This is a genomic window from Nitrospirillum iridis (assembly GCF_014205765.1).
GTDB classification, from domain to species: Bacteria; Pseudomonadota; Alphaproteobacteria; order Azospirillales; family Azospirillaceae; genus Nitrospirillum; species Nitrospirillum iridis.
The window spans coordinates 224,735-248,014 of sequence record NZ_JACIIZ010000008.1 but is presented as its reverse complement, the minus strand read 5'-3'; the positions used below and the strand labels follow the sequence as shown (position 1 = coordinate 248,014).

The window sequence follows — 23,280 nt, the reverse complement described above, 5'->3', positions numbered from 1 at the left end:
GCTTACTTCAATGCGGCTTCGGTGCGGCAGCTGCGGATGATCCAGGCTTCCAACTCCGCTTCACCGATGGCACTGGCGGCGACATCCAGCATGACCCGCGTCGCCTCCGCTTCGGAGACATCGAGGCGGAGGCCGTGGGCTCTCAGGAAGGCCACCATGACGGCGAAGGCGATGCGCTTATTGCCGTCCAAAAACGCATGGGCTTTGGCGACGCCAACCCCATAAAGGGCCGCAAGGCGTTCAGTCGTGACGGCCTGCCCATAGACCACCAGATTTTGCGGCCGGGCCAAGGCGCCCTCCAGCAGACCGACGTCGCGAATACCCGAGGCACCTCCAAACCGTTCCACCAGCCGGGCATGCCAGTTGATGACGAGGTGGGGTGGAACCCAGGTCCACCCGCTCACTTCGCCCACCTGCTCACTTCGCCCCCCAACTCACTTCGCAAGGTCTCGATAGGTTTCGGGGTAGCGATCGAGGCTCCATTCGAAGGCGGCTTCCAAATCAGCCTCGCCGGGAGCGGCGTGACGGATCTCGATCACGCCATCGTCGCGAACGATCAGGGACAGATCGTCACCCTGGCGCAGGCCTGCGGCCTCCTGCACCTCCTTGGGGATGGTGACGGCAAGGGAATTGCCGCGAGGAGATAGCTTGGCGGTGCTCTTCAACATAAGGAAACCTCGCGCACAGACGTTACAACATATGTTGTAACGTTGGGGTGGTCAAGGAACCTCAGAGGGGCGTCACCAGCCGGCCTAGCGGGCGGCCGCCCAGGATGTGGACGTGGTAATGCGGCACTTCCTGGTGGCTGTCGGGGCCGTGGTTGGAGATCAGGCGATAGCCCGAACCCTCCACGCCCGCTTCCGCCGCGATGCGAGCCACCGCGCGGGTGAAGGCGGCGATCTCCGCATCGCTGGCGGTGGCGCCAAAGTCGGCGGCGCTGACATAAGCGCCCTTGGGGATGACCAGGATGTGGGTCGGGGCTTGGGGGTGGATGTCGTGGAAGGCTAGGACATGGTCGTCCTCGAACGCCTTCTTGCACGGGATCTCACCGCGCAGGATGCGGGCGAAGATGTTGGTTGAGTCATACGCCATGGCACGTCCTCGTCAGCGGTGGCGGGCGCATCAGCCCTTGCGGTTCTTCTTCTCATCGATGCCGCTGACGCCCTGGCGGGCGGCCAGCACGGCATAGATGTCGTCAGGTGTCAGGCCGGCGTCGGCCCACAGCACCAGCAGATGATACAGCAGGTCGGCGGATTCGGAGGCCAGCTTGCCGCGGTCGCCGCGCATGGCCTCGATCACCGTCTCCACCGCCTCCTCTCCCACCTTCTGGGCGATCTTGGCGGTGCCCCGGGTGAACAGGCGGGCGGTGTGCGACTTTTCCGGATCGCCGCCCTTGCGCGCCAGGATGGTGGCGTAGAGGTCCTTCAGCGGATCGGCCATGGATCACGCCCCCCGCATGGGAATGCCGGCGGCGGCCATGTGGGCCTTGGCCTCGGCGATGGAATAGGTGCCGAAATGGAAGATGCTGGCCGCCAGCACCGCCGAGGCATGGCCCTGGGTCACGCCGTCCACCAGATGATCCAGGGTGCCGACGCCGCCCGAGGCGATCACCGGCACCGGCACGGCGTCGGCCACGGCGCGGGTCAGGTCCAGGTCGAAGCCGCTCTTGGTGCCATCACGGTCCATGGAGGTCAGCAGGATTTCGCCGGCGCCGTACTCCGCCATGCGCTGCGCCCACTCCACCGCGTCCAGCCCGGTCTCCTTACGGCCGCCATGGGTGTAGACGCCCCAGCGTCCGTCGGTGTTGCGCTTGGCGTCGATGCCCACCACCACGCATTGGGCGCCAAACTTCTGCGCCGCCTCGCGCACGAATTCCGGGCGGGCGACGGCGGCGCTGTTGATCGACACCTTGTCGGCGCCGGCCAGCAGCAGCTTGCGGATGTCCTCCACCGTGCGCACGCCGCCACCCACCGTCAGGGGCATGAACACCTGTTCGGCCGTGCGGCGCACGACGTCGAAGATGGTGTCCCGGCCCTCGTGGCTGGCGGTGATGTCCAGGAAGGTCAGCTCATCCGCCCCGGCGGCGTCATAGAGGCGCGCCTGTTCCACCGGGTCGCCGGCGTCCACCAGGTCGACGAAGTTGACACCCTTGACGACGCGGCCGTCCTTCACGTCCAGGCAGGGGATGATGCGGCGCTTCAGCATCACACGTCTCCCGCCGGGCGGTTCAGCAGGCCCAGGGCCGCCACCGGGTCGATGCGGCCGTCATAAAGGGCGCGGCCGCAGATGACGCCGGTGATGCCGGTCGATTCCTGGCGCTTCAGTGCCGCCAGGTCGGCGATGCTGGAGACGCCGCCGCTGGCGATGACCGGCGTGGTCAGGTGGGAGGCCAAGTCCGCCGTCGCCTCCACGTTCACCCCACCCAGGGCGCCGTCGCGGTCGATGTCGGTGTAGATGATGGCGGCGACGCCCACATCCTCGAATTTCAGCGCCAGGTCCAGGGCGGTCACGTCCGAGGCCTCGGCCCAGCCTTCCACCGCCACGCGGCCATCGCGGGCGTCGATGCCCACGGCCACGCGGCCGGGGAACAGGCGGCAGGCCTGTTTCACCAGCTCGGGGTCGCGCACGGCGATGGTGCCCAGGATCACCCGTTCCACACCGCGGTTCAGCCAATCCTCGATCGTGGCGATGTCGCGGATGCCACCGCCCAGCTGCACCGGCAGCTTCACCCGCGCCAGGATGGCCGACACGGCGTCGCCGTTGACCGGACGGCCGGCGAAGGCGCCGTTCAGATCGACCAGATGCAGCCATTCAAAGCCTTGCGCCGCGAACCGGGCGGCCTGATCGGCCGGGTCGGTGTTGAACACCGTGGCCTGGTCCATGTCGCCGCGCACCAGGCGCACGCAGTTGCCGTCCTTGAGGTCGATGGCCGGATAGATGATCATGGGGTTGCCCTGGTCCTGGAATTAGGGCCGGTCTTCGTGCCGGCTGGTTGCGGTGATAGCTTCCGTCAGGTCTTTGTAGAAGAACAGGCCCGGCACGTCCTGGCCGTCCACCCGCGCATAGTGGGGATGTCTGCCCCATTCGATGTAGCCGAGCGTGCGGTACAGCGCGATGGCCGCCACCTGGGTGGCGCGCACGTCCAGGTTCAGGATGCGGAAGCCGCGCTCCCGCGCCTCACCTTCCACCGCCAGGGTCAGCGCCCGGGCCAAGCCATGGCCGCGCGCCCAGGGGGCAACGAAGCTGGTGGTCAGGGTGCAGGCGAAGCTCTGCGCCTCGTTGTTGCGGGTGGGGCGCACCAGTTGGGCGGAGCCGGCGACGACGCCGTCCAGGCGGCCCACCACCAGGGTGCGCTCCGGCACCACCATCACGCCCTTCCAATAGCGCTCCATGGCTTCGCGCGCCGGCGGCGTCACCCAGCCGAAGCCGCCGCCATCGCGGATGGCCAGGTCGGCGGCATCGCACAGATCGCCCATGTCGCCGGGGCGGATGCGCTCCACCACCTCCACGGTGATCTGGCCAGTGCTGGCCGGTTGATGGGCGCCGGTCATGGGGTCCTCGACTGGGTAACGGGCGGAAACGGTCCCGTCAGGACCGTCAGTATACCGGGGACCAGTATAACTGGGACCAGTATACCGGGGGCGGGGCCTTAGGGCTTCCAGGCCAGGAAGTTGGCGATCAGCTTCAGGCCGGTGGCCTGGCTTTTCTCCGGATGGAATTGGGTGCCGGCCAAATTGTCGCGGCCAACCAGGGCCGGGATCGAACCGGCATAGTCGGCATGGGCCTTCAGCAGGGCTGGGTCGCCCACCTTCAGGCCATAGGAATGAACGAAGTAGACATGGGCCCCGGCGTCGATGCCGGCCAGCAGGGGATGGTCCGCCTGGTCCAGCACCAGCTCGTTCCAGCCCATGTGCGGGATTTTCAGGGTGGGATCGGCCGGCGTCAGTCGTTCCACGATCGCATCGATCCAGCCCAGGCCCGGGTGCACGCCATGTTCGCGCCCCTCGCGGGCCATCAGCTGCATGCCGACGCAGATACCCAGGAAGGGCTGACCGCGACGGATCACCGCCTCCTCCAGCGCGTCCTTCAGGCCGTCAACCGCCAGCAGGCCGCCCATGCAGTCGGCGAAGGCGCCGACCCCCGGCAGGATGACGCGATCGGCGCGGGCGATGGCATCGGGGTCGGCGGTGACGGCGACGGTCAACCCATGGTGCCCCGCCTCATGCGCCGCGCGCTCCACCGCCTTGGCGGCGGAGCGCAGGTTGCCGGAGCCGTAGTCGATCAGCGCCACGGAAGCGGGGGAGGTCGCGGTCATGGGGGCGAACCCTGGCTGGCAAGAAGGAAGGATTAGAGCGAACCGCCCAGCACACCCTTGGTGGAGGGCACGGCGTCAGCCTTGCGCGGGTCGATCTCGATGGCGGCGCGTAAGCTGCGGGCCAGGGCCTTGTAACAACTCTCCACGATGTGGTGGTTGTTCTCCCCGTACAGGTTTTCCATGTGCAGGGTGGCACCGGCGGCGAACGCGAAGGCCTGGAACCATTCCTTGAACAGTTCCGTGTCCATCTCACCCAGCTTGTCGCGGGTGAACCCGACCTTCCAGATCAGGTAGGGCCGGTTGGACAGGTCGATGGCCGCGCGGGTCAGCGTCTCATCCATGGGGATGTAGGCGTGGCCATAGCGGTTGATGCCGCGGCGGTCGCCCAGCGCCTTGGCCACGGCCTCGCCGATGGCGATGCCGGTATCCTCGGTCGTATGGTGGAAATCGATGTGCAGGTCACCCACCGCGCGCACCGTCAGGTCGATGAGCGAATGGCGCGACAGCTGCTCCAGCATGTGGTCAAGAAAGCCGATGCCGGTCGACACGTCGTAGCGGCCGGTCCCGTCGAGATCCACGGTCACGCTGATCTGCGTTTCCTTGGTCTTGCGCTCCACAGTGCTGCTGCGGGCGCCTGCTGGTTCGTTCCTGTCCATAAACACTACTTAGCAGCAAGGCTGTTACCGTGAAAGGGCCGGAGCATCGACTCTGGCGCATGGCTTGACCCGCATCATCGCCATCCCACATACCGTGGACCCTTCATTCCTTCCCAATTCCAACGGAAGCCTCAAGGCCATGTCCGACTACGGCAAGACCCACGACCCCATCCAGTGGCACGGCACCACCATCCTTTCGGTCCGCAAGAACGGCCAGGTGGTGGTGGCCGGCGACGGCCAGGTGTCCGTGGGCAACACGGTGATGAAGTCCAACGCCCGCAAGGTGCGCCCCCTGGCCGGCGGGTCCGTCATGGCCGGCTTCGCCGGCGCCACGGCGGACGCGATGACCCTGTTCGAACGGCTGGAGGCCAAGCTGGAACAGTATCCGGGCCAGCTGACCCGGGCGGCGGTGGAACTGGCCAAGGATTGGCGCACCGACCGCTACCTGCGCCGGCTTGAGGCGATGATGGCCGTGGCCGATAAAAACGCCAGCCTGATCCTGACCGGCAATGGCGACGTGCTGGAGCCGGAGGACGGCATCATCGGCATCGGCTCCGGCGGCGCTTATGCCCTGGCTGCCGCCCGCGCCCTGATCGACCTGCCCGACATGGATGCGGAGGCCATCGCCCGCAAGGCGCTGAACATCGCCGCCGACATCTGCGTCTACACCAACCGCAACATCACCCTGGAAAAGCTGTGAGCCCGGCGATGACCTCCTTCTCCCCCCGCGAAATCGTCTCCGAACTGGACCGTTACATCGTCGGCCAGAAGGATGCCAAGCGCGCCGTCGCCATCGCGCTGCGCAACCGTTGGCGCCGCCAGCAATTGCCGGAAGGCCTGAAGGAGGAGGTTCTGCCCAAGAACATCCTCATGATCGGCCCCACCGGCGTGGGCAAGACCGAGATCGCCCGGCGCCTGGCCAAGCTGGCCCAGGCCCCCTTCCTGAAGGTGGAGGCGACCAAGTTCACCGAAGTGGGCTATGTCGGCCGCGATGTGGAACAGATCGTCCGCGACCTGGTGGAGATCGCCATCGGGCTTACCCGCCAGCGCCTGCGCAAGGAGGTGGCGGCCAAGGCCGAGCTGCGCGCCGAGGAACGGGTGCTGGACGCCCTGGTGGGCGAAAGCGCCTCGGCCGAGACCCGCCAGAAGTTCCGCAAGATGCTGCGCGAGGGTCAGCTGAACGACAAGGAGATCGAGATCCAGGTGCAGGACAACGCCGCGTCCGCCCCGGCCTTCGACATCCCCGGCATGCCCGGCGGCTCCATGAGCATGATCAATCTGGGCGACATCTTCGGCAAGGCCTTCGCCGGCCGGACCAAGCCCCGCCGCATGACCGTTTCTGAAAGCCACACCGTGCTGATGGCCGAGGAGTCCGACAAGCTGCTGGACAACGAGACGGTGGTGGCCGATGCCATCCACGCCGTGGAGCAGAACGGTATCGTCTTCCTGGATGAGATCGACAAGATCACCGCCCGCTCGGAAAACCGGGGTGGCGGCGATGTCAGCCGCGAGGGGGTGCAGCGCGACCTGTTGCCCCTGATCGAGGGCACGACGGTCAACACCAAGCATGGCGCGGTCAAGACCGACCACATCCTGTTCATCGCGTCCGGCGCCTTTCACGTGGCCAAGCCGTCCGACCTGCTGCCGGAGTTGCAGGGCCGCCTGCCCATCCGGGTGGAACTGAAGCCCCTGACCGAGGAGGATTTCCGCCGCATCCTGACGGAGCCTGAGGCCAGCCTGATCAAGCAGTACGTGGCCCTGCTGAAGACCGAGGAGGTGGCGCTCAGCTTTACCGACGACGCCATCGACGAGCTGGCGCGCCTGGCGGTGCAGATCAACAGCACGGTGGAGAATATCGGCGCCCGCCGCCTGCACACCGTGCTGGAACGCCTGCTGGAGGAAATCAGCTTCTCCGCCGCCGACCAGGCTGGCAGCAGCGTGGCGATCGACGCGGCTTACGTCCGGGAAAAGGTGTCCGATCTGGCCAAGAACGCCGACCTCAGCAAGTTCATCCTGTAAAACGGGCGTCGGCTTGCCGTTGGCGAAGGGGCGGGGCCGCTGGGTCCCGTCCCCTTTTTTGTCAGCGCCACAAGCAAAGGGCGAGCGATTCGCCACTCACATCCCTTTGGGGTGGAGGTGTTGGACTGAAACGGAACCGCGTCCAGGCTGAAGCGACGGAATGCTGGCCATGACGCGGTGCATCAGACAACGGTGTCTTGGTTATTTAATCCATTAACACATCAATTGACTTAAATTTCTCTTGGGATTGATGTGTGTGATCCAGGACACAGAGAGAATCTTTAATGAAAGGATAGGCTAATTATACCTAAAGAGAGGTATGAAGACCCCGTTGCGTAACTTTATTGTTCACGCAGAGGGTCAACCCAGGAAAAATGTCCGGGGGTGGTGATGAGCGGCGATATTGGCGAGACGGTGGTGGATCTGCCACTGACACGGATCAGAACAACGACGGACACGAGCGCCCGCCGCTGGCTGCTGCTGGCCCTGACGGTCGTGGGCATGATCCTGTTCGCCGCCTGGTCCTCGTCGGGGGAAAGCAATGCGGCACCGGCCAAGGCTCCCGCCCAGTTGTCGGATGCGCCGCTCGAACGATAATCTTGGTGCGGACAAGGATAGACGTTTGCCGGGCGGCCCTGAGGTCGCCCTTTTTATTTGCGTGATCTCGCGGGGGCGTTTCTTCCGGGGCCGCACCCCGGCGGACGGCTCCGAGGGCGGCGGATCAACCAGGCGACGCCGGCAACGGCTCAAGCGAGTCCGGGGCGGGGGATGCGGGGGCCGGGCCTTGGGCGTAGATGCTCAGGCATGGCCCAGGGCGGGCTCGGGCGCGGCTGTTTTGGGCACGGCGGCTTTGGCCGGGGCCGCCTTCCGGGCCACGGCACGCATCATGTTCAGGACGTCATCGCGGTAAACGCCATCACGTTCCATCACCAGACGGACCACGGGGTCCTCCAGCAGATCGTTCAGGCGGGGTTCGTGGTGCACCATCATGTGTCTCACCCTCCCTTCTTGGGCTTTGTGCAAGCCTGATCCAGGCTTCCGGGTTCCAGGCGTGTCCCGCTTTCGAAAGCGCGGGACGGCCCGACCATCGCCATGGGGCATATATGAGCATGGCAGACGGCTATGACAGGGGGATGTCGGGTTTGTGGCCGTGAATGTCAGCGGCCATCCGGCATACCCTTGCGGTACATGAGGTTTTACGGCGGGGGCCGGCCCAAACCGTCGGCCATCGAACGGGGTAGGGCACCTGGCCGCAGGAGGGCCGGCAAAGCGTGGCGCCACAAGGCCTTGGCGCGACGGCCTCCAAACGGAAACGGCGGGCTTGGGGCCCGCCGTTGGGGGAGGTGCGCCATGCCACCCCCCTTTTCTGTATTGGTGTCCCTGGCGGGACGCTCAGATGTCCTCTTCCCCGTCGGCCAGGTGGCCTTTGCCCAGCAGGCCTTCCCACTTGGCGATGACGGCGGCGGCGACTGAGACACCCACCACGTTGGTGGCGCTGCGGCCCATGTCCAGCAGATGGTCCACGGCCAGCACCAGCACCATGCCCTCCGACGGGATGTGGAAGAAGGGCAGGGCGGCGGCGATGACCACCAGCGAGGCGCGCGGCACGCCGGCGATGCCCTTGCTGGTCAGCAGCAGCAGGCCCAGCATCTCCACCTGCTGGCCGACGCTGATGTGGATGCCGTAGGCCTGGGCGATGAACATGGTGGCGAAGGTGCAGTAGATCATCGAGCCGTCGAGGTTGAACGAATACCCCAGCGGCAGGACGAAACTGACGATCTTGCGGGCGGCGCCGAAGGCCTGCAGCCGCTCCAGCGTGCGCGGGTAGGCCGCTTCGGAACTGGCGGTGGAGAAGGCCAGCAGCACCGGCTGGCGGATGGCGCTGACCAGTTCGCGCACCCGGCCACCGATGAAGGGCACGGCCGCCGCCAGCAGCACCATCCATAGCAGCGCCATGGCCAGGTAGAAGCCGCCGACGAACTTGACGTAGCTGCCCAGCACCTGCAGCCCCTGCGTCGTCACCGTGGCGGCCAGGGCCGCGAAGATGGCCAGCGGCGCGAACATCATGACGTAGCTGGTGATCTTGAGCATGACCGTGGCGATCTGTTCCACCAGATGCACCACCACCGGCACCTTGTCCTTCACCGACGCGATGGCGATGCCGGCGAAAATGGAAAAGACGACGATCTGCAGGATCTCGTTATTGGCCATGGCCTCGATCACCGAGCGGGGCACCGTGTGCTCGATGAAGTTCTTCAGCGTGAACACGGCGGCGTCCGGCGCCTTGCCTCCGGCGGTGGGATCGGGCAGGGCCATGCCCACGCCGGGCTCCAGGAGCTGCACCATGACCAGGCCCAGCACCAGCGAGACGATGCCGGCCAGCAGGAACCAGCCCAGGGTCTTCACGCCCACCCGGCCGATGGCGGCCACATCCTCCATATGGGCGATCCCCACCACCAGGGTGGAGAAGACCAGGGGGGCGATGATCATCTTGATCAGGCGCAGGAAGACGTCGGTGACGATGGACAGGGTGCTGGCCAGGGCGGCGCCGTCCGCCACAGGCAGGCTGTGGCCCACGGCGCCGGTGGCGATGCCAAGGACCATCGCGCCCAGGACGAACAGGGTGAAGCGCTTTTGCTGCATTGAAACCTATCCCCCGATGGCCGGCCCCGCCCCATCTGGCTTTAAGGCCCGTCAAATTTTCTGTTGCTGTCTACTTGCCCTGAAACCGCTCTCGACACAATCGCGGCTTGCGCGCCAAGGTCCCAAGCCTGCCGAAATCGTCGTTTCACCGTATGGGCATGGCATACATCAGGCCGCCCCGGTTCCACAGCGCGTTCAATCCCCGGTCCAGGCGCAGGACGGAATTCCGTCCCACGTTGCGCTCGAACACTTCGCCGTAGTTACCGACCTGGGATATGACGCGCACGGCCCACTGGTCGTCCAGGCCCAGGGACTTGCCCAGGCCCACGCCGGCGCCCACGCCCAGCAAGCGCTGCACGCCGGGGGCGGAGGAGGCCAGGTTGTCGCGGACGTTGGCCTGGGTCACGCCCCGCTCCTCCGCCTCGATCAGGGCGAAGACCGTCCATTTGACGATGTCGAACCACTGCCCGTCCCCCTTGCGCACCGCCGGCGCCAGCGGCTCCTTCGAGATCAGTTCGGGCAGGATCAGGTAATCGTCGGCGCTGACCGTCTGCGCCGCCCGCGTGGCGGCCAGGGCCGAGGCGTCGGTGGTGTAGGCGTCGCACCGGCCGGCGAAGAAGGCCTCCACCAGTTCGCGCAAATCCTCGACGGCCAGCGGCTTGTAGCTCATGCCCACGGACCGGAAATAATCGGCCAGGTTCAGCTCGGTGGTGGTGCCTTGCTGCACGCAGATGGTGGCGCCGTCCAGGTCGCGCACGCTGCGCGCCTTGAACGCGCGGCGGACCATGAAGCCCTGGCCATCGTAATAGACGGGTGGGGCGAACTCCATGCCCTGGGCGTCGCGGGTCAGCGTCCAGGTGGTGTTGCGCGACAACAGGTCGATCTCCCCCGACAGCAGGCTGCTGAAGCGCTGGCGGCCGCTGAGGGGGATGAATTCCACCTTGCGGGCATCGCCCACCACGGCGGCGGCCACGGCGCGGCAGACGTCCACGTCCAGGCCGGTCCAGTCGCCCTGGCTGTCCGGCGCGCCGAAGCCCGGCAGACCGGTGTTGACGCCGCAGCGCAGGATGCCGCGCTGGCGGACCTGATCCAAGGTGGATGGGCCTGGGGTGGGGGGCGCGGCCGATGCCACTTGCGCCGCCAGTGCCAGGCCCATCGCCAGAACAATGCCCAGCACCGTCGCCTGTGGACGAGTCGCCGCCATTCCCATTTTCCGACGCCCCTGTCGCCCGTTGATCGCGCCAGGCTATCGCATCGGCGCCCAACTCTTTGGCCGCCCAAGATATTCACCTGACGGTGGCAAGATACAAAAGGGCCGTGCGGGCGCCTAGAGCAGATCGCCCAAAGGCGGAATCGCCTTTTGGGGGCGGAGCGCGTCAGGGCGCAACCGCAGGTCCTGGCGCGTGTTGGGCCGCGCCCACCCAACAATGGCCCCCACTGTTGAGTTGCCGCGAACAAACGCTATATCTCAATGGAAATAACGGGCATCGCCAAATAAATCCGGCGGGTCGGTACCGCAAACGCCCGTTAATGTGGGAATAAAGCGCTTCTGTCGCAAGCTCTCCAATTGGACGAGTTGGCCATTTCTACACCGGCGTGGTAGATCCGTGACTTCCGGCGGGTGAGGGGTTGCCCGCCGTTCCGCATTCCTTGCCTACCCACGGCCTTGCCACCCTGTTCGTCCGCATCGGGCCGGGGGCTCAAGCCCGTCGCCCCCGCTGGGCGGCGGCGGTGGGAAGGGGATGCCCGACACGACCTAGCCGCAGGATTGGAATCCATCCCATGCCGCCCATCAAACTCACCCTCAATGGAAAGCCCTGGTCGGTCGACGCCGACCCCGACATGCCGCTGCTCTGGGCGGTGCGGGAAATCGCGGGGAAGACCGGGTCCAAGTTCGGTTGCGGTGCCGCCCAGTGCGGCGCCTGCACCATGCATGTCGACGGCCAGCCCGTGCGCTCCTGCTCCACCCCCATCGGCTCCATCGCCGGGTCGAAGGTGACCACCATCGAGGGGCTGGAGGGCAAGGTGGCCAAGGCGGTGCAGGACGCCTGGGTCAAGCTGGACGTGGTCCAGTGCGGTTATTGCCAATCCGGCCAGATCATGTCCGCCGTGGCGTTGTTGACCGACACGCCCAAGCCCACCGACCAGGACATCGACAGCGCCATGAGCGGCAACCTCTGCCGGTGTTCCACCTATGTCCGCATCCGTGCCGCCATTCATGAAGCGGCCAAGGCGCTGGAGATCTGATCATGCCGGATGGACACATGACCGAGACGAATCGCCGCCGTTTCCTGCAGGTCACCGGCGGCGCCGGGGTGGGCCTGATGGTGGGCTTCACCTGGACCGCCACCGGCCGCCGCGCGCTGGCCGCCCCCGCCGAAGCCGGCAAGGCGTTCGAGCCCAACGCCTTCGTGAAGGTGGCGCCCGACAGCACCGTCACCGTGCTGATCAAGCACCTGGAGATGGGGCAGGGCGTCTACACTGGCCTCACCGCCATCGTGGCGGAGGAGATGGACGCCGACTGGGCGCAGATGAAGGCGGAGGCGGCGCCCGCCAACGCCAAGCTGTACAACAACAGCGCCTTCGGCCCCATCCAGGGCACCGGCGGCTCGACCTCCACCTACAATTCCTGGACGCAGCTGCGCCAGGCCGGCGCCACGGCGCGGGCCCTGCTGGTGGCTGCGGCGGCCCAGACCTGGGGCGTGCCGGCCTCCGAGATCACCGTGTCCAAGGGCGTGGTGTCCTCCGGCAAGCACAGCGCCAAGTTCGGGGAGCTGGCGGCCAAGGCGGCGACGCTGCCCGTGCCGGCCGACGTGCCGCTGAAGGACCCGAAGGATTTCACGCTGATCGGCACGCACCTGCCGCGCAAGGACAGTGTGGAGAAGAGCACGGGCAAGGCCGTGTTCGCCATCGACGTCGCCCAGCCGAACATGCTGGTGGCGGTGGTGCGGCGTCCGCCCAAGTTCGGCGCCAAGGCCCAGACCGTCGATGCCAAGGCCGCCAAGGCGGTGAAGGGCGTGGTCGAGGTGGTGGAGATCCCGCGTGGCGTCGCCGTCGTCGCCACCTCCTACTGGGCGGCGCACCAGGGGCGTGAGGCGCTGAAGGTCACCTGGGACGAGAGTGCGGCGGAGAAGCGCGGCACCGACGCCATCATCAAGGACTACAAGGCCCTGCTGTCCACGCCGGGCGAGCAGGTGACCAAGGAAGGCGATGTGGACGCGGTGAAGGCGGCCAAGGTGGTGAAGGCCGAATTCAGCTTCCCCTACCTGGCGCACGCGCCGATGGAGCCGCTGACCTGCGTGGTCAAGCTGGGCAAGGACGGGTGCGAGATCTGGGCCGGTGACCAGTTCCAGACGGTGGACCAGATGAACGCCGCCCAGGCGGCCGGCCTGAAGCCGGAACAGATCACCATCAACACCGTCTATGCCGGCGGCAGCTTCGGCCGCCGCGCCAACCTGGAATCGGATTACATCGTCGAGGGTGTGACCATCGCCAAGGCGCTGTCCGACGCCAAGGTGCAGGGCGGCAAGCTGGCGGGATCGCCGGTGAAGCTGATCTGGTCGCGGGAGGATGACATCCGCGGCGGCCGTTACCGGCCGATCTATGTCCACGGCATGGAAGCCAAGCTGGGCGCCGATGGGGCCTTGCTGGCATGGAAGCACCGCATCGTCGGCCAGAGCATCATGGCCGGCAGCATGTTCGAGCAGAAGGGCAAGCCGGACAACACCTCGGTGGAAGGGGCGGCGGAGATTCCGTACGACATCCCCAACCGCCTGGTCGACCTGCACACCACCACCTCGCCGGTGCCGGTGCTGTGGTGGCGGTCCGTGGGCTCCACCCACACCTCCTTCGCCGTGGAAAGCTTCATCGATGAGCTGGCGGTGGAGGCCAAGCAGGACCCGGTGGCCTTCCGCCGCACACTGATGGAAAAGCATCCGCGCCACCTGGCGGTGCTGAACCTGGCGGTGGAGAAGGCCGGCTGGGGCAAGCCGCTGCCCAAGGGCTGGGCGCGCGGCGTGGCGGTGGCGGAAAGCTTCCGTTCCGTCGTCGCCCACGTGGCCGAGGTGTCGCAGGACGACAAGGGCCGCCTCAAGGTGGAGCGGGTCGTCTGCGCCGTCGATTGCGGTATCGCCGTCACGCCCGACGTGGTCAAGGCGCAGATGGAAGGCGGCATCGGCTATGGCCTGGGGGCCGTGCTGTTCGGCGCCATCACCATGACCGACGGCACGGTCGACCAGTCCAACTTCGACACCTACCGCTGCCTGCGCATCGATGAGATGCCCAAGGTGGAGGTGCACATCGTCCCCAGCGCCAACCCGCCCACCGGTGTGGGCGAACCCGGCGTGCCCCCCCTGGGGCCGGCGGTGGCCAACGCCATCGCGGCCCTGACCGGCAAGCGCATCCGCGATCTGCCCTTCACCGGGACGGTCAGCGTTTAGGTATCGAATCCCGCACCAATGCCTCAGCGGCGTGAGGTCCAGCCTCACGCCGCTGTAGGCCGCGACCGCGGCCGCCGGAGATTTCCGGGGAGCGCCAGCGGACTGGAAATCGAGGACAAGCCCAGGGCCGGATGGCCCGCCGGCGCTTGAGGAAAGTCAACGCCCCCGACTGGGGCCGCCGGACCTTTGCGGGGAGCGTTAGCGGACTGCAAAGGGAGGATAGCCAAAGGCCCGGATGGCCCGCCGGCGCTTGAGGAAAGTCAACGGCCCCGACTGGGGCCGCCGGACCTTTGCGGGGAGCGTTAGCGGACTGCAAAGGGAGGATAGCCAAAGGCCCGGATGGGCCTGCCGGCGCCTGAGGAACTAATCAAGAGAGTCCGACAATGGCGCGCTGGCCGGGATCTCCTCCGCCACCCGCTGTTCCAGCCGTTCCATCAGGGCCCATAGCTGGGCGCGTTCGGCCTCGGTCAGCACGGACAACAGCTGCTTCTCCCAGGCCAGGGCCTCCGGCGCCACCTGGGTATAGAGATCACGGCCCCGGGCGCTGAACGACAGGCGCAGCAGGCGCTGGTCACGGGGGTGGGGCTGGCGGTCCAGCAGGCCACACTCCACCAGGCGGTTCACCGCCCGGCTGACCTTGGCCTTGTCCATGGCCGTGCGTTCCACGATGTCGTTGGACGATAGCGGCTGCTCCTGGCCCAGGGTGGCGAACACCCGCCACTCCGGGATGCTGAGGCCGAAACGCTCCTGATACCGCGTGGCCAGCGCCAGGCTGACCTTTTTCGACAGGATGTTCAGCCGATAGGGCAGGAAGCGGTTCAGCTGCAAATCCGGGGGCATGATGGACGGAACCTGTAACAAGACTGTGGCGACGGCAGGGGCTGCCAAAAGGCGCGTGGGCGGCCGCTTGACAGCGGAACCCCCGCAGCCTACTGTACTTATAACGTTTCATTTGAAACGATAAAACCGACCGCTGTCCACTCTGTCATTGGGGTTGTCCTTAACGGGAGCCGCCCCGGGGGGTGGAAGACGGGTTGGGAGGAAACCGCCCCGTTTATCCCGTGTGATCTCAAGGCGCCCCCGTCCTCTCCGGGCGGGCTGGCCGCCTTGAGGGCGCCGCTTTTCCTGCCGACCCTGTTCGCCCCGCTGACACGCTAGGGGCCGGCGGGGCAGAAGGAAAGGCTCCTCCCTCATGAAGCTGGCAACCCTGAAATCGCTGGACCAGACGCTGGACGCCGCCGTGCGGGCCCAGGTGGGCCGTGACGGCATCCTGGTCGTCGTCTCATCCGATCTCACCCGCTGCCGCGCCGTGCCCGGCATCGCCGCCACGCTGCAACAGGCGCTGGATCACTGGGCGGAGGTGGCGCCCCGCCTGGCCGAGGTGGCGGCGGAATTGGACGCGGGCGTGACCCCGTTCGAGGCCTTCGTCGAGTCGGCCTGCGCCGCCCCCCTGCCGCGCGCGTTCCAATGGGCCGACGGCTCGGCCTATGTCAACCATGTGGAACTGGTGCGCAAGGCGCGGGGCGCCGACATGCCGCCCAGCTTCTGGACCGACCCGCTGATGTACCAGGGCGGCTCCGACAGCCTTCTTGGCCCGCGCGATCCCATCCTGGCGGCGGACGAGGCCTGGGGCATCGACCTGGAGGGGGAGGTGGCGGTGATCACCGGCGACGTGCCCATGGGCGTGTCGGCGGCGGATGCGCGCGGCCTGGTCCGCCTGGTCATGCTGGTCAACGACGTGTCGCTGCGCGGCCTGATCCCGGCGGAACTGGCCAAGGGCTTCGGCTTCTTCCAGTCCAAGCCGTCCAGCGCCTTCTCCCCCGTGGCGGTGACGCCGGACGCCCTGGGCGACGCCTGGCGTGAGGGCAAGCTGCACCTGGACCTGCTGTCATCCATCAATGGCCAGCCGTTCGGCCGGCCCAACGCCGGCGTCGACATGACCTTCGATTTCGGCCAGCTGATCGCGCATGCCGCCCGCACCCGGCCGCTTTCGGCCGGCACCATCATCGGCTCCGGCACCGTGTCCAACCGGGGGCCGGATGGCGGCCCCGGCCTGCCTATCTCCCAGGGCGGCGTGGGTTATTCCTGCCTGGCGGAGGTGCGGACGGTGGAAACGCTGCGGCAGGGCCAGGCCACGACGCCCTTCCTGCGCTTCGGCGACACCGTGCGCATCGAGATGCGCGACGCCCAGGGCGCCAGCATCTTCGGCGCCATCGAACAGACGGTGGCGCCGTACCGGGCGCAGCCGGCGACCCCGGAGCCCATTCCCGTTCCCCTTCCCTGACCGCCCCTCAAGGACCCGCCTGATCCCCATGTCGACACTGGCGCTCTACACCTACTTCCGCTCCTCCGCCGCCTACCGCGTGCGCATCGCCCTGAACCTGAAGGGCCTGACCGCCGAGCAGGTGCCGGTGCACCTGCTGCGCGATGGCGGGGAGCAGTTGAAGCCCGGCTATCTGGAACTCAACCCGCAGGGCCAGTTGCCCACCCTGGCGGTGATCGACGACGCTGTCGGTGGGAGCCGGCACCTGCTGACCCAGTCGCTGGCCATCGTGGAGTATCTGGAGGAGGTCCATCCCACCCCCGCCCTGCTGCCGACCGACCCCATCGCCCGGGCCCAGGCCCGCGCCGTGGCCCTGGCCATCGCCTGCGACATCCATCCCCTCAACAACCTGCGGGTCCAGAAATACCTGAAGGGTGAGATGGGCGTGGATGAGGAGCGGGCCGGCCGCTGGGTACGCCACTGGATGGAAACCGGCCTGGCGGCGGTGGAGGCGATGGTGAAGCCCCACGCGGGCCGCTTCTGCTTTGGCGACACGCCGGGCCTGGCCGACCTGGTGCTGGTGCCGCAGATGTTCAATGCCCGCCGCTTCAACGCCGACCTCGGCGCCTGCCCCACCCTGGTGGCCATCGACGCCGCCGCGTCCGCCCTGCCGGCCTTCGCCGACGCGGCGCCGGAGCGTCAGGCCGACGCGCCCGCCTGAACCCTCTCGCCTGGCGGGCGGCGGCAGGGCATGATGGCCCCCGTTCCCGCCTCCGCCTGAAAACAGCCCTGCTCCCATGCCCTTCGACCTGGCCCCGCTGGACCTGCTGGCGATCGTCACCTTCTTCGTGTTGTGGGGTGGCTATAACGTCGTCTTCCGCCTGCCGGGCGCGCCGGCCAGCCTGAACCTGCACATGCGCACGGTGCGCGAGGTGTGGATGCGCAACATGCAGGCGCGCGATACCCGCCTGCTGGATGGCCAGTTGCTGGGCCATCTGATCCAGAGCGTGTCGTTCTTCGCCTCCACCACCGTGCTGCTGATCGCCGGCGACCTTAGCGCCCTGGTGAACGCCGACCGGCTGGCGGCGCTGGTGGAAAAGATGCACGTCACCAGCACGGCCTCGGGCGCCCTGGTGGAGGTGAAGCTGTTCCTGCTGCTGGGCGTGTTGGTCTACGCCTTCTTCCAGTTCACTTGGGCGGTGCGGCAGTACAACTATACCTGCGCCCTGATCGGCGCCATGCCGGACGCCACCAACCACCCACCCAACGTGGATGTGGAGGAGGCGGCGGACGCCGCGGCGGCGCTCCTGTCCCTGGCGGTGCAGAGCTTCAATGCCGGGGTGCGCGCCTATTACTTCGGCTTCGCCGCGCTGGGCTGGTTCGTCCACCCGCTGGCCTTCATGGCCTCAACCACCCTGGTGATCGTCGTGCTGGTGCGCCGCCACTTCCACTCCCGCGCCTTCCACGCCGTGCGGCGCTTCGGCACGGCGGTGCGCATGGTGCTGCCGGAACGCACCCAGCCCCAGCCGCCGGAAGGGGCGTGAGGGCGATGCCGGCCCGAGTGCCCCCGGGCCGCTGGCTTATTCCACTTCTTCGCTATAGGCGTGCCGGCCGCCGCGCGGGTCGGTGACGGTCCAGCCACCGTCGCCGTCGGGCGCCAGGTAGTCGGCGGTCAGGGGCACCTTGCCGTGCCCGCCGGGGATGTCCAGCACATAGGTCGGCTGGCACAGGCCGGAGACGTCGCCGCGCAGGGCCTTCATCAGGGCGCGGCCGCGCTGGATCGTGGTGCGGAAATGGCCTGTGCCCTTGGCCAGATCGCCCTGGTGCAGATAGTGCGGTTTCACCCGCGCCTGAACCAACGCCCGGAAGGTGCGGGTCAGGGTCTCGACATCGTCGTTGACGCCCTTCAGCAGCACGGTCTGCGACAGCAGCGGGATGCCGGCATCCACCAGGCGGGCGATGGCGGCGCGGGCGGTGTCGTTCAACTCGCGCCAATGATTGGCGTGCAGCATCAGCCAGCTGGTGACGCGGCGGCCTTTCAGGGCGGCCACCAGTTCCGGCGTCACCCGGTCGGGGTCCACCACCGGCACACGGGTGTGGAAGCGGACGATGCCGACATGGGGGATGGCGTCCAGGCGGGTGACGATGTCGGCCAGGCGGCGGGGCGACAGGATCAGGGGGTCGCCCCCGGTCAGGATGACCTCCCACACCTCGTCATGGGCGGCGATATAGGCGATGGCGGCGTCCAGTTCCGCGCCGTCCAGGGTTTCGCTGCCCGGCCCCACCATCTCGCGGCGGAAGCAGAAGCGGCAATAGACCGGGCAGACGTTGACGGCCTTCAGCAGCACGCGGTCGTGATAGCGATGGACGATGCCCTTCACCGGGCTGTACGGCCCGTCGCCGATGGGGTCATCCAGTTCCCCGGGCGTGGTCACCAGCTCATCCCCCGTGGGCACGAACTGGCGGGCCACGGGGTCGTGCGGGTCGGTGGGGTCGATCAGTCCCGCCATCTGGTCGGTGACGGAAACGGCGAAGCTGGCCGCCACCCGTTCCAGCATCGGCAGGGCGGCGGCGTCGGCCAGGCCGGCCTCGACCAGGCCGGAGGAGGAGCGGATGGGCTGCTTGCGATCGTTGGCCGGGAGGATCGAAGGCTGGCGGACGGCGATGGCCATGGAGCCTACTCCCCGGCGACGTGATGAAAGGGTGGAACAAGGGCCTAGATCGGCTCCCGCGGCCTTGCCGTCAAGCCGCCCCGCCCGCATGGGGCCCCCGCATCGGGCGTTGGCGCCGCGATGCCGCTTCGGGCACACTGGTGGGCAATGCGGGGGCATTCCTTGAAAAATCAGGCGGATGGGGGCGGACATATGGGGACAGGGGGCATGGGGCTGAAACGGGCCGCGACGGCGGCGCTGCTGATGGGATGGGTGATGGGGATGACCGACGTGACCGCCGCCGAAACGAAAACCGTGCAAACCACCACCGCCCCCTACGGCACCTGGGCCTCGCCCATCACCGCCGCGCGGCTGGCCGGCAGCGAAATCCGCCTGGGCGACCTGGTGGTGGACGGCGGCGCGCCCTACTGGCTGGAAAGCCGGCCGGCCGAGAAGGGCCGCTACGCCGTCGTCACCCCTGACGGCGCCGGCGGTGTCCGCGAGCTGACCGGGCCGGAGGTCAACGTCCGCACCCGCGTCCATGAATATGGCGGCGGCGCCCTGCTGGTGTCCGGCGGCCGGATGTATTTCAGCAACTTCAGCGACCAGCGCCTGTACACGGCACCGGTCGCCGGTGGCGCGCCGGTGGCGCTGACGCCCCCCGGCTATCGCTACGCCGACTGTGTCGCCGGCGCGCCCGGCCACCTCTATTGCGTGCGCGAGGACCACAACGCGCCGGGTGAGGCCAAGAACGCCCTCGTCTCCCTGGCGGTGGACAAGCCCGGCGACGCCGGCACGGTGCTGTTCGGCGACAGCGACTTCGTGGCCTATCCGCGCCCCAGCCCGGACGGCAAGCGCCTGGCCTGGATCGCCTGGTCCCACCCCAACATGCCGTGGGACACCACCACCCTCTATGTCGCCACCGTCACGCCCGGGGGCCTCACGGACCTGACCGTGGTGGCCGGCGGCCATGACGAATCGGTGATGGAGCCGCAGTGGGATGCCGACGGCACGCTCTACTTCCTCTCCGACCGGAGCGACTGGTGGAACCTCCACGCCTGGTCCAACGGGGCGGTGCGCGCGGTCACGCGCAAGGCGGCGGAATTCGGCGGCCCCTTGTGGAACCTGGGCCAGTCCAACTACGCGCTGACCGGCGATGGCCACGCCGTGGCCCGCTATGGCAGCGCCGGGGTGGACACCCTGGCGGTGGTGGACCTGAAGACCGGCGCCCTGCGCGACCTGCCCCTGCCCTTCGTCGCCTATGGCGGGGTGAAGCTGGCGGCGGGCAAGGCGGTGACGATGGCCTATGCCGCCGACCAGACGCCGGCGGTCATCAGCGTCGACCTTGCGACCGGCGCCCACACCGTGTTGCGCCGCCCGGCGCCGGAAAGCCTGGACGCCGGCCTGGTGTCGCGGGCCAAGCCCATCGAATTCCCCACCGCCGCCGGCCCGGACGGCACGGCGCGTAGGGCCCACGCCTTCTACTACGCCCCCGCCAACCCCGGCTTCCAGGCGCCGACGGGGGAGAAGCCGCCCCTGCTGGTCAAGGTGCACGGCGGCCCCACCAGCGCCAGCCGGCCGGCGCTGGATCTCAACATCCAATACTGGACCAGCCGCGGCTTCGCCGTGGTGGATGTGAACTATGGCGGCAGCACCGGCTATGGCCGGGCCTATCGCAACCGCCTGCGCGGCAATTGGGGCATCACCGATGTGCAGGACGCCACGGCGGTGGTGGCCTATCTGGACAAGGCCGGCCTGGCCGACGCGTCACGCGCCGCCATCCGGGGCGGCAGTGCCGGCGGCTACACCACCCTGGCGGCGCTGGCCTTCACGCAGGTGTTCAAGGCCGGCGCCAACTACTATGGCGTGTCGGACATGGAATCCCTGGCCAAGGACACCCACAAATTCGAAAGCCGCTACCTCGACAGCCTGGTGGCCCCCTACCCGGCGGGCAAGGCCGTCTATGACGCCCGCAGCCCCCTGCACCACCTCGACGGCTTCTCCGCCCCGCTGATCACCTTCCAGGGGGCGGAGGACGCGGTGGTGCCGCCCGCGCAGTCGCGCGGCATCGTCGCCGCCCTCAAATCCCGGGGCGTTCCCGTCGCCTATATCGAGTTCGAGGGGGAGCAGCATGGCTTTCGCAAGGCCGACAGCATCATCCGCGCGCAGGAGGCGGAGCTGTACTTCTACGGCCGCATCTTCGGCTTCACGCCGGCGGACGCGCTGCCGGCGGTGGCGATCGATAATCTGAAGTGAGGGGGTAAGATCTCAGGCTTTGGGGCGGGGACGCTCCCGCCCCTCGTGCTGACCGATCGGCGGCGATTTGGCGGGAAGAATTTTTTATAACGGCCATTGCCGCGCCTGAATTCCGACCAATCCTCATGCAATCAGACAGGGGGCCTTTGTCGGATGCGATACCCTCGGCGACGCGATTGCTTGGGTCGCATGCGGGAAGGCTTCGCTTCGGAGCGATTCTACATGCCTTTCGTCGCCATCGGCTACACCGCCTACCCGCAAGCCCCTGCCGGGAAATGGGTGTGCACACGAACCTCCGCGTTGGGCCCGTACGACACTGAGCCGCCGGAAGGAACGCGGCACAATCCGGACTTCTGCGGTCAGTGTGTGTCTTATGTTACCCGGGTCTGCCCGTCTTTACCGGTTGGCACGGCAGCCTGGCGGAAGGGGGCGGCGGTCAAGGACAACGCGACCATTGTCCCAGGAACGGTGATCGCCACGTTCGATGCGCACGATCGATACTACGGGCATGCGGCGATATACGAGCGCCAGGACGCCCACGGCATTCATGTCTATGATCAATGGGTTACGGGTACAGCGCCGAAGGCGATCGGGCCACGGTTGATCCGTTGGAACGGCGGCGGTGTTTCCAACCGGGGGGAGGGCTTCTTCGTTGTCGAGCCATGACATGTTGAAGCGCCTTCTCCTGGCCGCTCTCCTGGGTAGTCTGCCCCTGACGGCGGCATGCGCCCAATCGCCCGGGATCTGCCCGGCAAAGCCTGGCGATATGGTCCGCAGCCTTGATGTGTTCGACGGCAAGCCGGAGGACGGGGCCTATCTGGTTCCCGATCAGGGACCGAAGGGCGTCGACACCTTCTTGTTGGGCAATGCTTACAATGAAGGACGGACCGCGACCATCCGATGCAAGTACGCCAGCGGTGCCGCCACCGACGTAGAACTGAAGAACAAGGTTGAGCGATGCGAGGCTTCCAGGAAGAAGTCTGGCGAGGTGACGATCCGGTGTCGGTGAAGGCCGCCACTGCCCTTATGGGACTTCCCAGTCGACGATCAGTCGATCGTCTGGGGATAAGCGACGGAGATTTTGAGGGGGGAATGGTGTCCCCGGCGGGATTCGAACCCACGGCCCCAGGATTAGGAATCCTGTGCTCTATCCTGCTGAGCTACGGAGACGCCGGGGCGGGTTATAGCAGGTTTGGGCGGCTTGCACAGCCCCGGGGCGTGCAGATCCCGCTGTGCGAAAAGCGGGGGCTGGCGGCCGGTCAGCCGACCAGCAGGCTGACGATCAGGACCTCATCCACCAGGGGCTTGCCCACGGCCTCGTTCGCCACCTCCATGATGCGGCCCTTCAGGGCCTGGACGTCGGCGGTGCTCAGGCTGCGGCGGCTCACGTGGTCGACGGTCAAGGCTTCGGTCAGTTCGCCGTTGATGCGGGGCTTGAGGTTGGTGACGGTGTCCACTTCCTCGTTCAGGTGCTTGCTCATGCGCACCACCAGCATCACCTGCAGCCGGACGTAGGAGAAGCGGTCCTTTCCCGGCAGCAGCATGGGGTTCATCTTGATCTTGCGCAGGACCTCCGGGTCCTCCGACTTCTGGCCCCCGCCCCCTTCGCCGGCCCATGCTGGCGCTGGCGGCAGTGCCGTCACGGCCGCCAGCGCCAGCATGGCGCCACCCAGCAAACCCCGCAGCGCGCTGCGGCGGCGGTCATGGGGTGGGAGGTCGGCGTCGCGGAGCATCCGGGGCAGCTTCCTGTGGGCCGTCCTGCGGCCGGCGGGCGGGTGAATGGGGTGGCAACGGTTGAAAGGCAAAAACCGGGCGGGAAATTAAGACTAGCACGACCGTCCAAGGGCGGGGCCGGAGTCTTTTCCCGTCTGCCATGTCTGGATATTAACGGGTTCATCCTTAAGGCTTCCTTACGGGCGTCCCTATACCGAAGGGGAGGCTCAGCCCTGGGGCGCATGGCTGAGCCGCGATCCGGTATTGGGTCGTGACCGGCGGCCTGCTCTGAAAGTCAGGTTGACCTGACATCGCCCGTGTGTCA

26 protein-coding genes and 1 tRNA gene are annotated in these 23,280 nt (G+C 67.4%); 11 read left to right on the top strand and 16 right to left on the bottom strand.

The window, feature by feature from the left end:
• Positions 1-2: 2 nt before the first annotated feature.
• The 9 genes from FHS74_RS15930 to hisB all read right to left on the bottom strand — a co-directional run bounded on the left by FHS74_RS15930 (position 3) and on the right by hisB (position 4,971).
• Positions 3-413, bottom strand: coding sequence for a type II toxin-antitoxin system death-on-curing family toxin (locus FHS74_RS15930; RefSeq protein ID WP_211106331.1), 411 nt, complete (start codon positions 411-413; stop codon positions 3-5).
• 21 nt (positions 414-434) lie between these two features.
• Positions 435-668 (bottom strand): AbrB/MazE/SpoVT family DNA-binding domain-containing protein, encoded by a 234-nt coding sequence (locus FHS74_RS15925; RefSeq protein ID WP_184802258.1) that lies wholly within the window; start codon positions 666-668, stop codon positions 435-437.
• A 61-nt stretch (positions 669-729) separates the two neighbouring features.
• The gene (locus tag FHS74_RS15920; protein WP_184802256.1) at positions 730-1,092 is read right to left on the bottom strand and encodes a histidine triad nucleotide-binding protein; all 363 of its coding nucleotides are present in this window, start codon (positions 1,090-1,092) and stop codon (positions 730-732) included.
• Between the two features lie 30 nt (positions 1,093-1,122).
• Positions 1,123-1,440, bottom strand: a complete 318-nt coding sequence (locus FHS74_RS15915; protein WP_184802253.1) for a phosphoribosyl-ATP diphosphatase — start codon at positions 1,438-1,440, stop codon at positions 1,123-1,125.
• 3 nt (positions 1,441-1,443) lie between these two features.
• Positions 1,444-2,205, bottom strand: a complete 762-nt coding sequence (hisF, locus tag FHS74_RS15910) for an imidazole glycerol phosphate synthase subunit HisF (RefSeq protein ID WP_184802251.1) — start codon at positions 2,203-2,205, stop codon at positions 1,444-1,446.
• Positions 2,205-2,945 carry a 1-(5-phosphoribosyl)-5-[(5-phosphoribosylamino)methylideneamino]imidazole-4-carboxamide isomerase gene (hisA, locus tag FHS74_RS15905; RefSeq protein ID WP_184802249.1) on the bottom strand — a complete coding sequence of 247 codons (741 nt, stop codon included), beginning with the start codon at positions 2,943-2,945 and terminating at the stop codon, positions 2,205-2,207. Before hisA ends, hisF begins: the two co-directional genes overlap by 1 nt.
• A 21-nt stretch (positions 2,946-2,966) precedes the next feature.
• The gene (locus FHS74_RS15900) at positions 2,967-3,551 is read right to left on the bottom strand and encodes a GNAT family N-acetyltransferase (RefSeq protein ID WP_184802247.1); all 585 of its coding nucleotides are present in this window, start codon (positions 3,549-3,551) and stop codon (positions 2,967-2,969) included.
• Between the two features lie 98 nt (positions 3,552-3,649).
• A complete protein-coding gene (hisH, locus tag FHS74_RS15895) occupies positions 3,650-4,315 on the bottom strand; it encodes an imidazole glycerol phosphate synthase subunit HisH (RefSeq protein ID WP_184802245.1) in 666 nt (221 codons plus the stop codon).
• Between the two features lie 32 nt (positions 4,316-4,347).
• Positions 4,348-4,971 (bottom strand): imidazoleglycerol-phosphate dehydratase HisB, encoded by a 624-nt coding sequence (gene hisB, locus FHS74_RS15890; RefSeq protein WP_184802243.1) that lies wholly within the window; start codon positions 4,969-4,971, stop codon positions 4,348-4,350.
• Positions 4,972-5,110: 139 nt separating this feature from the next.
• Here hisB and hslV point away from each other — a divergent pair, with 139 nt between their 5' ends.
• The 3 genes from hslV to FHS74_RS15875 all read left to right on the top strand — a co-directional run bounded on the left by hslV (position 5,111) and on the right by FHS74_RS15875 (position 7,587).
• Positions 5,111-5,671: an ATP-dependent protease subunit HslV gene (hslV, locus tag FHS74_RS15885; protein ID WP_184802241.1), complete on the top strand. Its 561-nt coding sequence runs from the start codon at positions 5,111-5,113 to the stop codon at positions 5,669-5,671.
• 8 nt (positions 5,672-5,679) lie between these two features.
• Positions 5,680-6,990, top strand: coding sequence for an ATP-dependent protease ATPase subunit HslU (hslU, locus tag FHS74_RS15880; protein ID WP_184802239.1), 1,311 nt, complete (start codon positions 5,680-5,682; stop codon positions 6,988-6,990).
• 390 nt (positions 6,991-7,380) lie between these two features.
• Complete coding sequence (locus tag FHS74_RS15875) at positions 7,381-7,587, top strand: hypothetical protein (RefSeq protein ID WP_184802238.1); 207 nt, start codon at positions 7,381-7,383, stop codon at positions 7,585-7,587.
• Between the two features lie 201 nt (positions 7,588-7,788).
• Here FHS74_RS15875 and FHS74_RS15870 read toward each other — a convergent pair whose 3' ends face one another.
• The 3 genes from FHS74_RS15870 to FHS74_RS15860 form a co-directional block, all read right to left on the bottom strand.
• Positions 7,789-7,980: a hypothetical protein gene (locus tag FHS74_RS15870; protein ID WP_184802236.1), complete on the bottom strand. Its 192-nt coding sequence runs from the start codon at positions 7,978-7,980 to the stop codon at positions 7,789-7,791.
• A 402-nt stretch (positions 7,981-8,382) separates the two neighbouring features.
• Positions 8,383-9,633 carry a dicarboxylate/amino acid:cation symporter gene (locus FHS74_RS15865; protein ID WP_184802234.1) on the bottom strand — a complete coding sequence of 417 codons (1,251 nt, stop codon included), beginning with the start codon at positions 9,631-9,633 and terminating at the stop codon, positions 8,383-8,385.
• A 145-nt stretch (positions 9,634-9,778) separates the two neighbouring features.
• The gene (locus tag FHS74_RS15860) at positions 9,779-10,837 is read right to left on the bottom strand and encodes an amino acid ABC transporter substrate-binding protein (RefSeq protein WP_246463162.1); all 1,059 of its coding nucleotides are present in this window, start codon (positions 10,835-10,837) and stop codon (positions 9,779-9,781) included.
• Positions 10,838-11,415: 578 nt separating this feature from the next.
• Between FHS74_RS15860 and FHS74_RS15855 the strand changes: the two genes are divergently transcribed.
• Both FHS74_RS15855 and FHS74_RS15850 read left to right on the top strand, forming a co-directional pair.
• Entirely contained in the window at positions 11,416-11,880 is a 465-nt protein-coding gene (locus FHS74_RS15855; RefSeq protein ID WP_184802232.1) for a (2Fe-2S)-binding protein, read from the top strand.
• Between the two features lie 17 nt (positions 11,881-11,897).
• On the top strand, positions 11,898-14,072 hold the full coding sequence (locus tag FHS74_RS15850; RefSeq protein WP_246463161.1) for a xanthine dehydrogenase family protein molybdopterin-binding subunit: 2,175 nt from the start codon (positions 11,898-11,900) through the stop codon (positions 14,070-14,072).
• A 363-nt stretch (positions 14,073-14,435) separates the two neighbouring features.
• Here the strand turns inward: FHS74_RS15850 and FHS74_RS15845 are convergent, their stop codons facing one another.
• Positions 14,436-14,912, bottom strand: coding sequence for a MarR family winged helix-turn-helix transcriptional regulator (locus FHS74_RS15845; protein ID WP_184802228.1), 477 nt, complete (start codon positions 14,910-14,912; stop codon positions 14,436-14,438).
• 352 nt (positions 14,913-15,264) lie between these two features.
• On the opposite strand from FHS74_RS15845, the gene FHS74_RS15840 reads away from it, so the two are divergent.
• The 3 genes from FHS74_RS15840 to FHS74_RS15830 all read left to right on the top strand — a co-directional run bounded on the left by FHS74_RS15840 (position 15,265) and on the right by FHS74_RS15830 (position 17,879).
• Complete coding sequence (locus tag FHS74_RS15840) at positions 15,265-16,356, top strand: fumarylacetoacetate hydrolase family protein (protein ID WP_184802226.1); 1,092 nt, start codon at positions 15,265-15,267, stop codon at positions 16,354-16,356.
• 28 nt (positions 16,357-16,384) lie between these two features.
• The gene (maiA, locus tag FHS74_RS15835) at positions 16,385-17,056 is read left to right on the top strand and encodes a maleylacetoacetate isomerase (protein WP_343066925.1); all 672 of its coding nucleotides are present in this window, start codon (positions 16,385-16,387) and stop codon (positions 17,054-17,056) included.
• A 76-nt stretch (positions 17,057-17,132) separates the two neighbouring features.
• Positions 17,133-17,879 (top strand): DUF599 domain-containing protein, encoded by a 747-nt coding sequence (locus FHS74_RS15830; protein WP_184802224.1) that lies wholly within the window; start codon positions 17,133-17,135, stop codon positions 17,877-17,879.
• 36 nt (positions 17,880-17,915) lie between these two features.
• On the opposite strand, the gene FHS74_RS15825 is transcribed toward FHS74_RS15830, so the two are convergent.
• Complete coding sequence (locus FHS74_RS15825) at positions 17,916-19,007, bottom strand: lysine-2,3-aminomutase-like protein (RefSeq protein WP_184802222.1); 1,092 nt, start codon at positions 19,005-19,007, stop codon at positions 17,916-17,918.
• A gap of 207 nt (positions 19,008-19,214) precedes the next feature.
• On the opposite strand from FHS74_RS15825, the gene FHS74_RS15820 reads away from it, so the two are divergent.
• From FHS74_RS15820 to FHS74_RS15810, 3 genes are all read left to right on the top strand, one after another.
• A complete protein-coding gene (locus FHS74_RS15820; RefSeq protein ID WP_211106330.1) occupies positions 19,215-21,242 on the top strand; it encodes an alpha/beta hydrolase family protein in 2,028 nt (675 codons plus the stop codon).
• 222 nt (positions 21,243-21,464) lie between these two features.
• Positions 21,465-21,908: a BPSL0067 family protein gene (locus FHS74_RS15815; RefSeq protein ID WP_184802220.1), complete on the top strand. Its 444-nt coding sequence runs from the start codon at positions 21,465-21,467 to the stop codon at positions 21,906-21,908.
• Positions 21,895-22,251: an STY0301 family protein gene (locus tag FHS74_RS15810; protein ID WP_211106329.1), complete on the top strand. Its 357-nt coding sequence runs from the start codon at positions 21,895-21,897 to the stop codon at positions 22,249-22,251. The genes FHS74_RS15815 and FHS74_RS15810 overlap by 14 nt, the downstream gene beginning before the upstream one ends.
• Before the next feature lie 84 nt (positions 22,252-22,335).
• Here FHS74_RS15810 and FHS74_RS15805 read toward each other — a convergent pair.
• Positions 22,336-22,412, bottom strand: a tRNA-Arg gene (locus tag FHS74_RS15805).
• An 89-nt stretch (positions 22,413-22,501) separates the two neighbouring features.
• Positions 22,502-22,975, bottom strand: coding sequence for a hypothetical protein (locus FHS74_RS15800; protein ID WP_184802216.1), 474 nt, complete (start codon positions 22,973-22,975; stop codon positions 22,502-22,504).
• Positions 22,976-23,280 lie beyond the last annotated feature (305 nt).

Excerpts from the sequence above, each read along its gene's own strand:
- FHS74_RS15865 (WP_184802234.1), bottom strand. The coding sequence starts at position 9,633 with ATGCAGCAAAAGCGCTTCACCCTGTTCGTCCTGGGCGCGATGGTCCTT.
- hisH (WP_184802245.1), bottom strand. The coding sequence starts at position 4,315 with ATGACCGCGACCTCCCCCGCTTCCGTGGCGCTGATCGACTACGGCTCC.
- FHS74_RS15850 (WP_246463161.1), top strand. The coding sequence starts at position 11,898 with ATGACCGAGACGAATCGCCGCCGTTTCCTGCAGGTCACCGGCGGCGCC.
- hisA (WP_184802249.1), bottom strand. The coding sequence starts at position 2,945 with ATGATCATCTATCCGGCCATCGACCTCAAGGACGGCAACTGCGTGCGC.
- hslU (WP_184802239.1), top strand. The coding sequence starts at position 5,680 with ATGACCTCCTTCTCCCCCCGCGAAATCGTCTCCGAACTGGACCGTTAC.
- FHS74_RS15815 (WP_184802220.1), top strand. The coding sequence starts at position 21,465 with ATGCCTTTCGTCGCCATCGGCTACACCGCCTACCCGCAAGCCCCTGCC.
- FHS74_RS15825 (WP_184802222.1), bottom strand. The coding sequence starts at position 19,007 with ATGGCCATCGCCGTCCGCCAGCCTTCGATCCTCCCGGCCAACGATCGC.
- hisB (WP_184802243.1), bottom strand. The coding sequence starts at position 4,971 with ATGGACAGGAACGAACCAGCAGGCGCCCGCAGCAGCACTGTGGAGCGC.
- hisF (WP_184802251.1), bottom strand. The coding sequence starts at position 2,205 with ATGCTGAAGCGCCGCATCATCCCCTGCCTGGACGTGAAGGACGGCCGC.
- FHS74_RS15830 (WP_184802224.1), top strand. The coding sequence starts at position 17,133 with ATGCCCTTCGACCTGGCCCCGCTGGACCTGCTGGCGATCGTCACCTTC.
- FHS74_RS15870 (WP_184802236.1), bottom strand. The coding sequence starts at position 7,980 with ATGATGGTGCACCACGAACCCCGCCTGAACGATCTGCTGGAGGACCCC.
- maiA (WP_343066925.1), top strand. The coding sequence starts at position 16,385 with ATGTCGACACTGGCGCTCTACACCTACTTCCGCTCCTCCGCCGCCTAC.
- hslV (WP_184802241.1), top strand. The coding sequence starts at position 5,111 with ATGTCCGACTACGGCAAGACCCACGACCCCATCCAGTGGCACGGCACC.
- FHS74_RS15840 (WP_184802226.1), top strand. The coding sequence starts at position 15,265 with ATGAAGCTGGCAACCCTGAAATCGCTGGACCAGACGCTGGACGCCGCC.
- FHS74_RS15845 (WP_184802228.1), bottom strand. The coding sequence starts at position 14,912 with ATGCCCCCGGATTTGCAGCTGAACCGCTTCCTGCCCTATCGGCTGAAC.
- FHS74_RS15875 (WP_184802238.1), top strand. The coding sequence starts at position 7,381 with ATGAGCGGCGATATTGGCGAGACGGTGGTGGATCTGCCACTGACACGG.
- FHS74_RS15860 (WP_246463162.1), bottom strand. The coding sequence starts at position 10,837 with ATGGCGGCGACTCGTCCACAGGCGACGGTGCTGGGCATTGTTCTGGCG.
- FHS74_RS15820 (WP_211106330.1), top strand. The coding sequence starts at position 19,215 with ATGGGGCTGAAACGGGCCGCGACGGCGGCGCTGCTGATGGGATGGGTG.
- FHS74_RS15915 (WP_184802253.1), bottom strand. The coding sequence starts at position 1,440 with ATGGCCGATCCGCTGAAGGACCTCTACGCCACCATCCTGGCGCGCAAG.
- FHS74_RS15920 (WP_184802256.1), bottom strand. The coding sequence starts at position 1,092 with ATGGCGTATGACTCAACCAACATCTTCGCCCGCATCCTGCGCGGTGAG.
- FHS74_RS15800 (WP_184802216.1), bottom strand. The coding sequence starts at position 22,975 with ATGCTCCGCGACGCCGACCTCCCACCCCATGACCGCCGCCGCAGCGCG.
- FHS74_RS15855 (WP_184802232.1), top strand. The coding sequence starts at position 11,416 with ATGCCGCCCATCAAACTCACCCTCAATGGAAAGCCCTGGTCGGTCGAC.
- FHS74_RS15925 (WP_184802258.1), bottom strand. The coding sequence starts at position 668 with ATGTTGAAGAGCACCGCCAAGCTATCTCCTCGCGGCAATTCCCTTGCC.
- FHS74_RS15900 (WP_184802247.1), bottom strand. The coding sequence starts at position 3,551 with ATGACCGGCGCCCATCAACCGGCCAGCACTGGCCAGATCACCGTGGAG.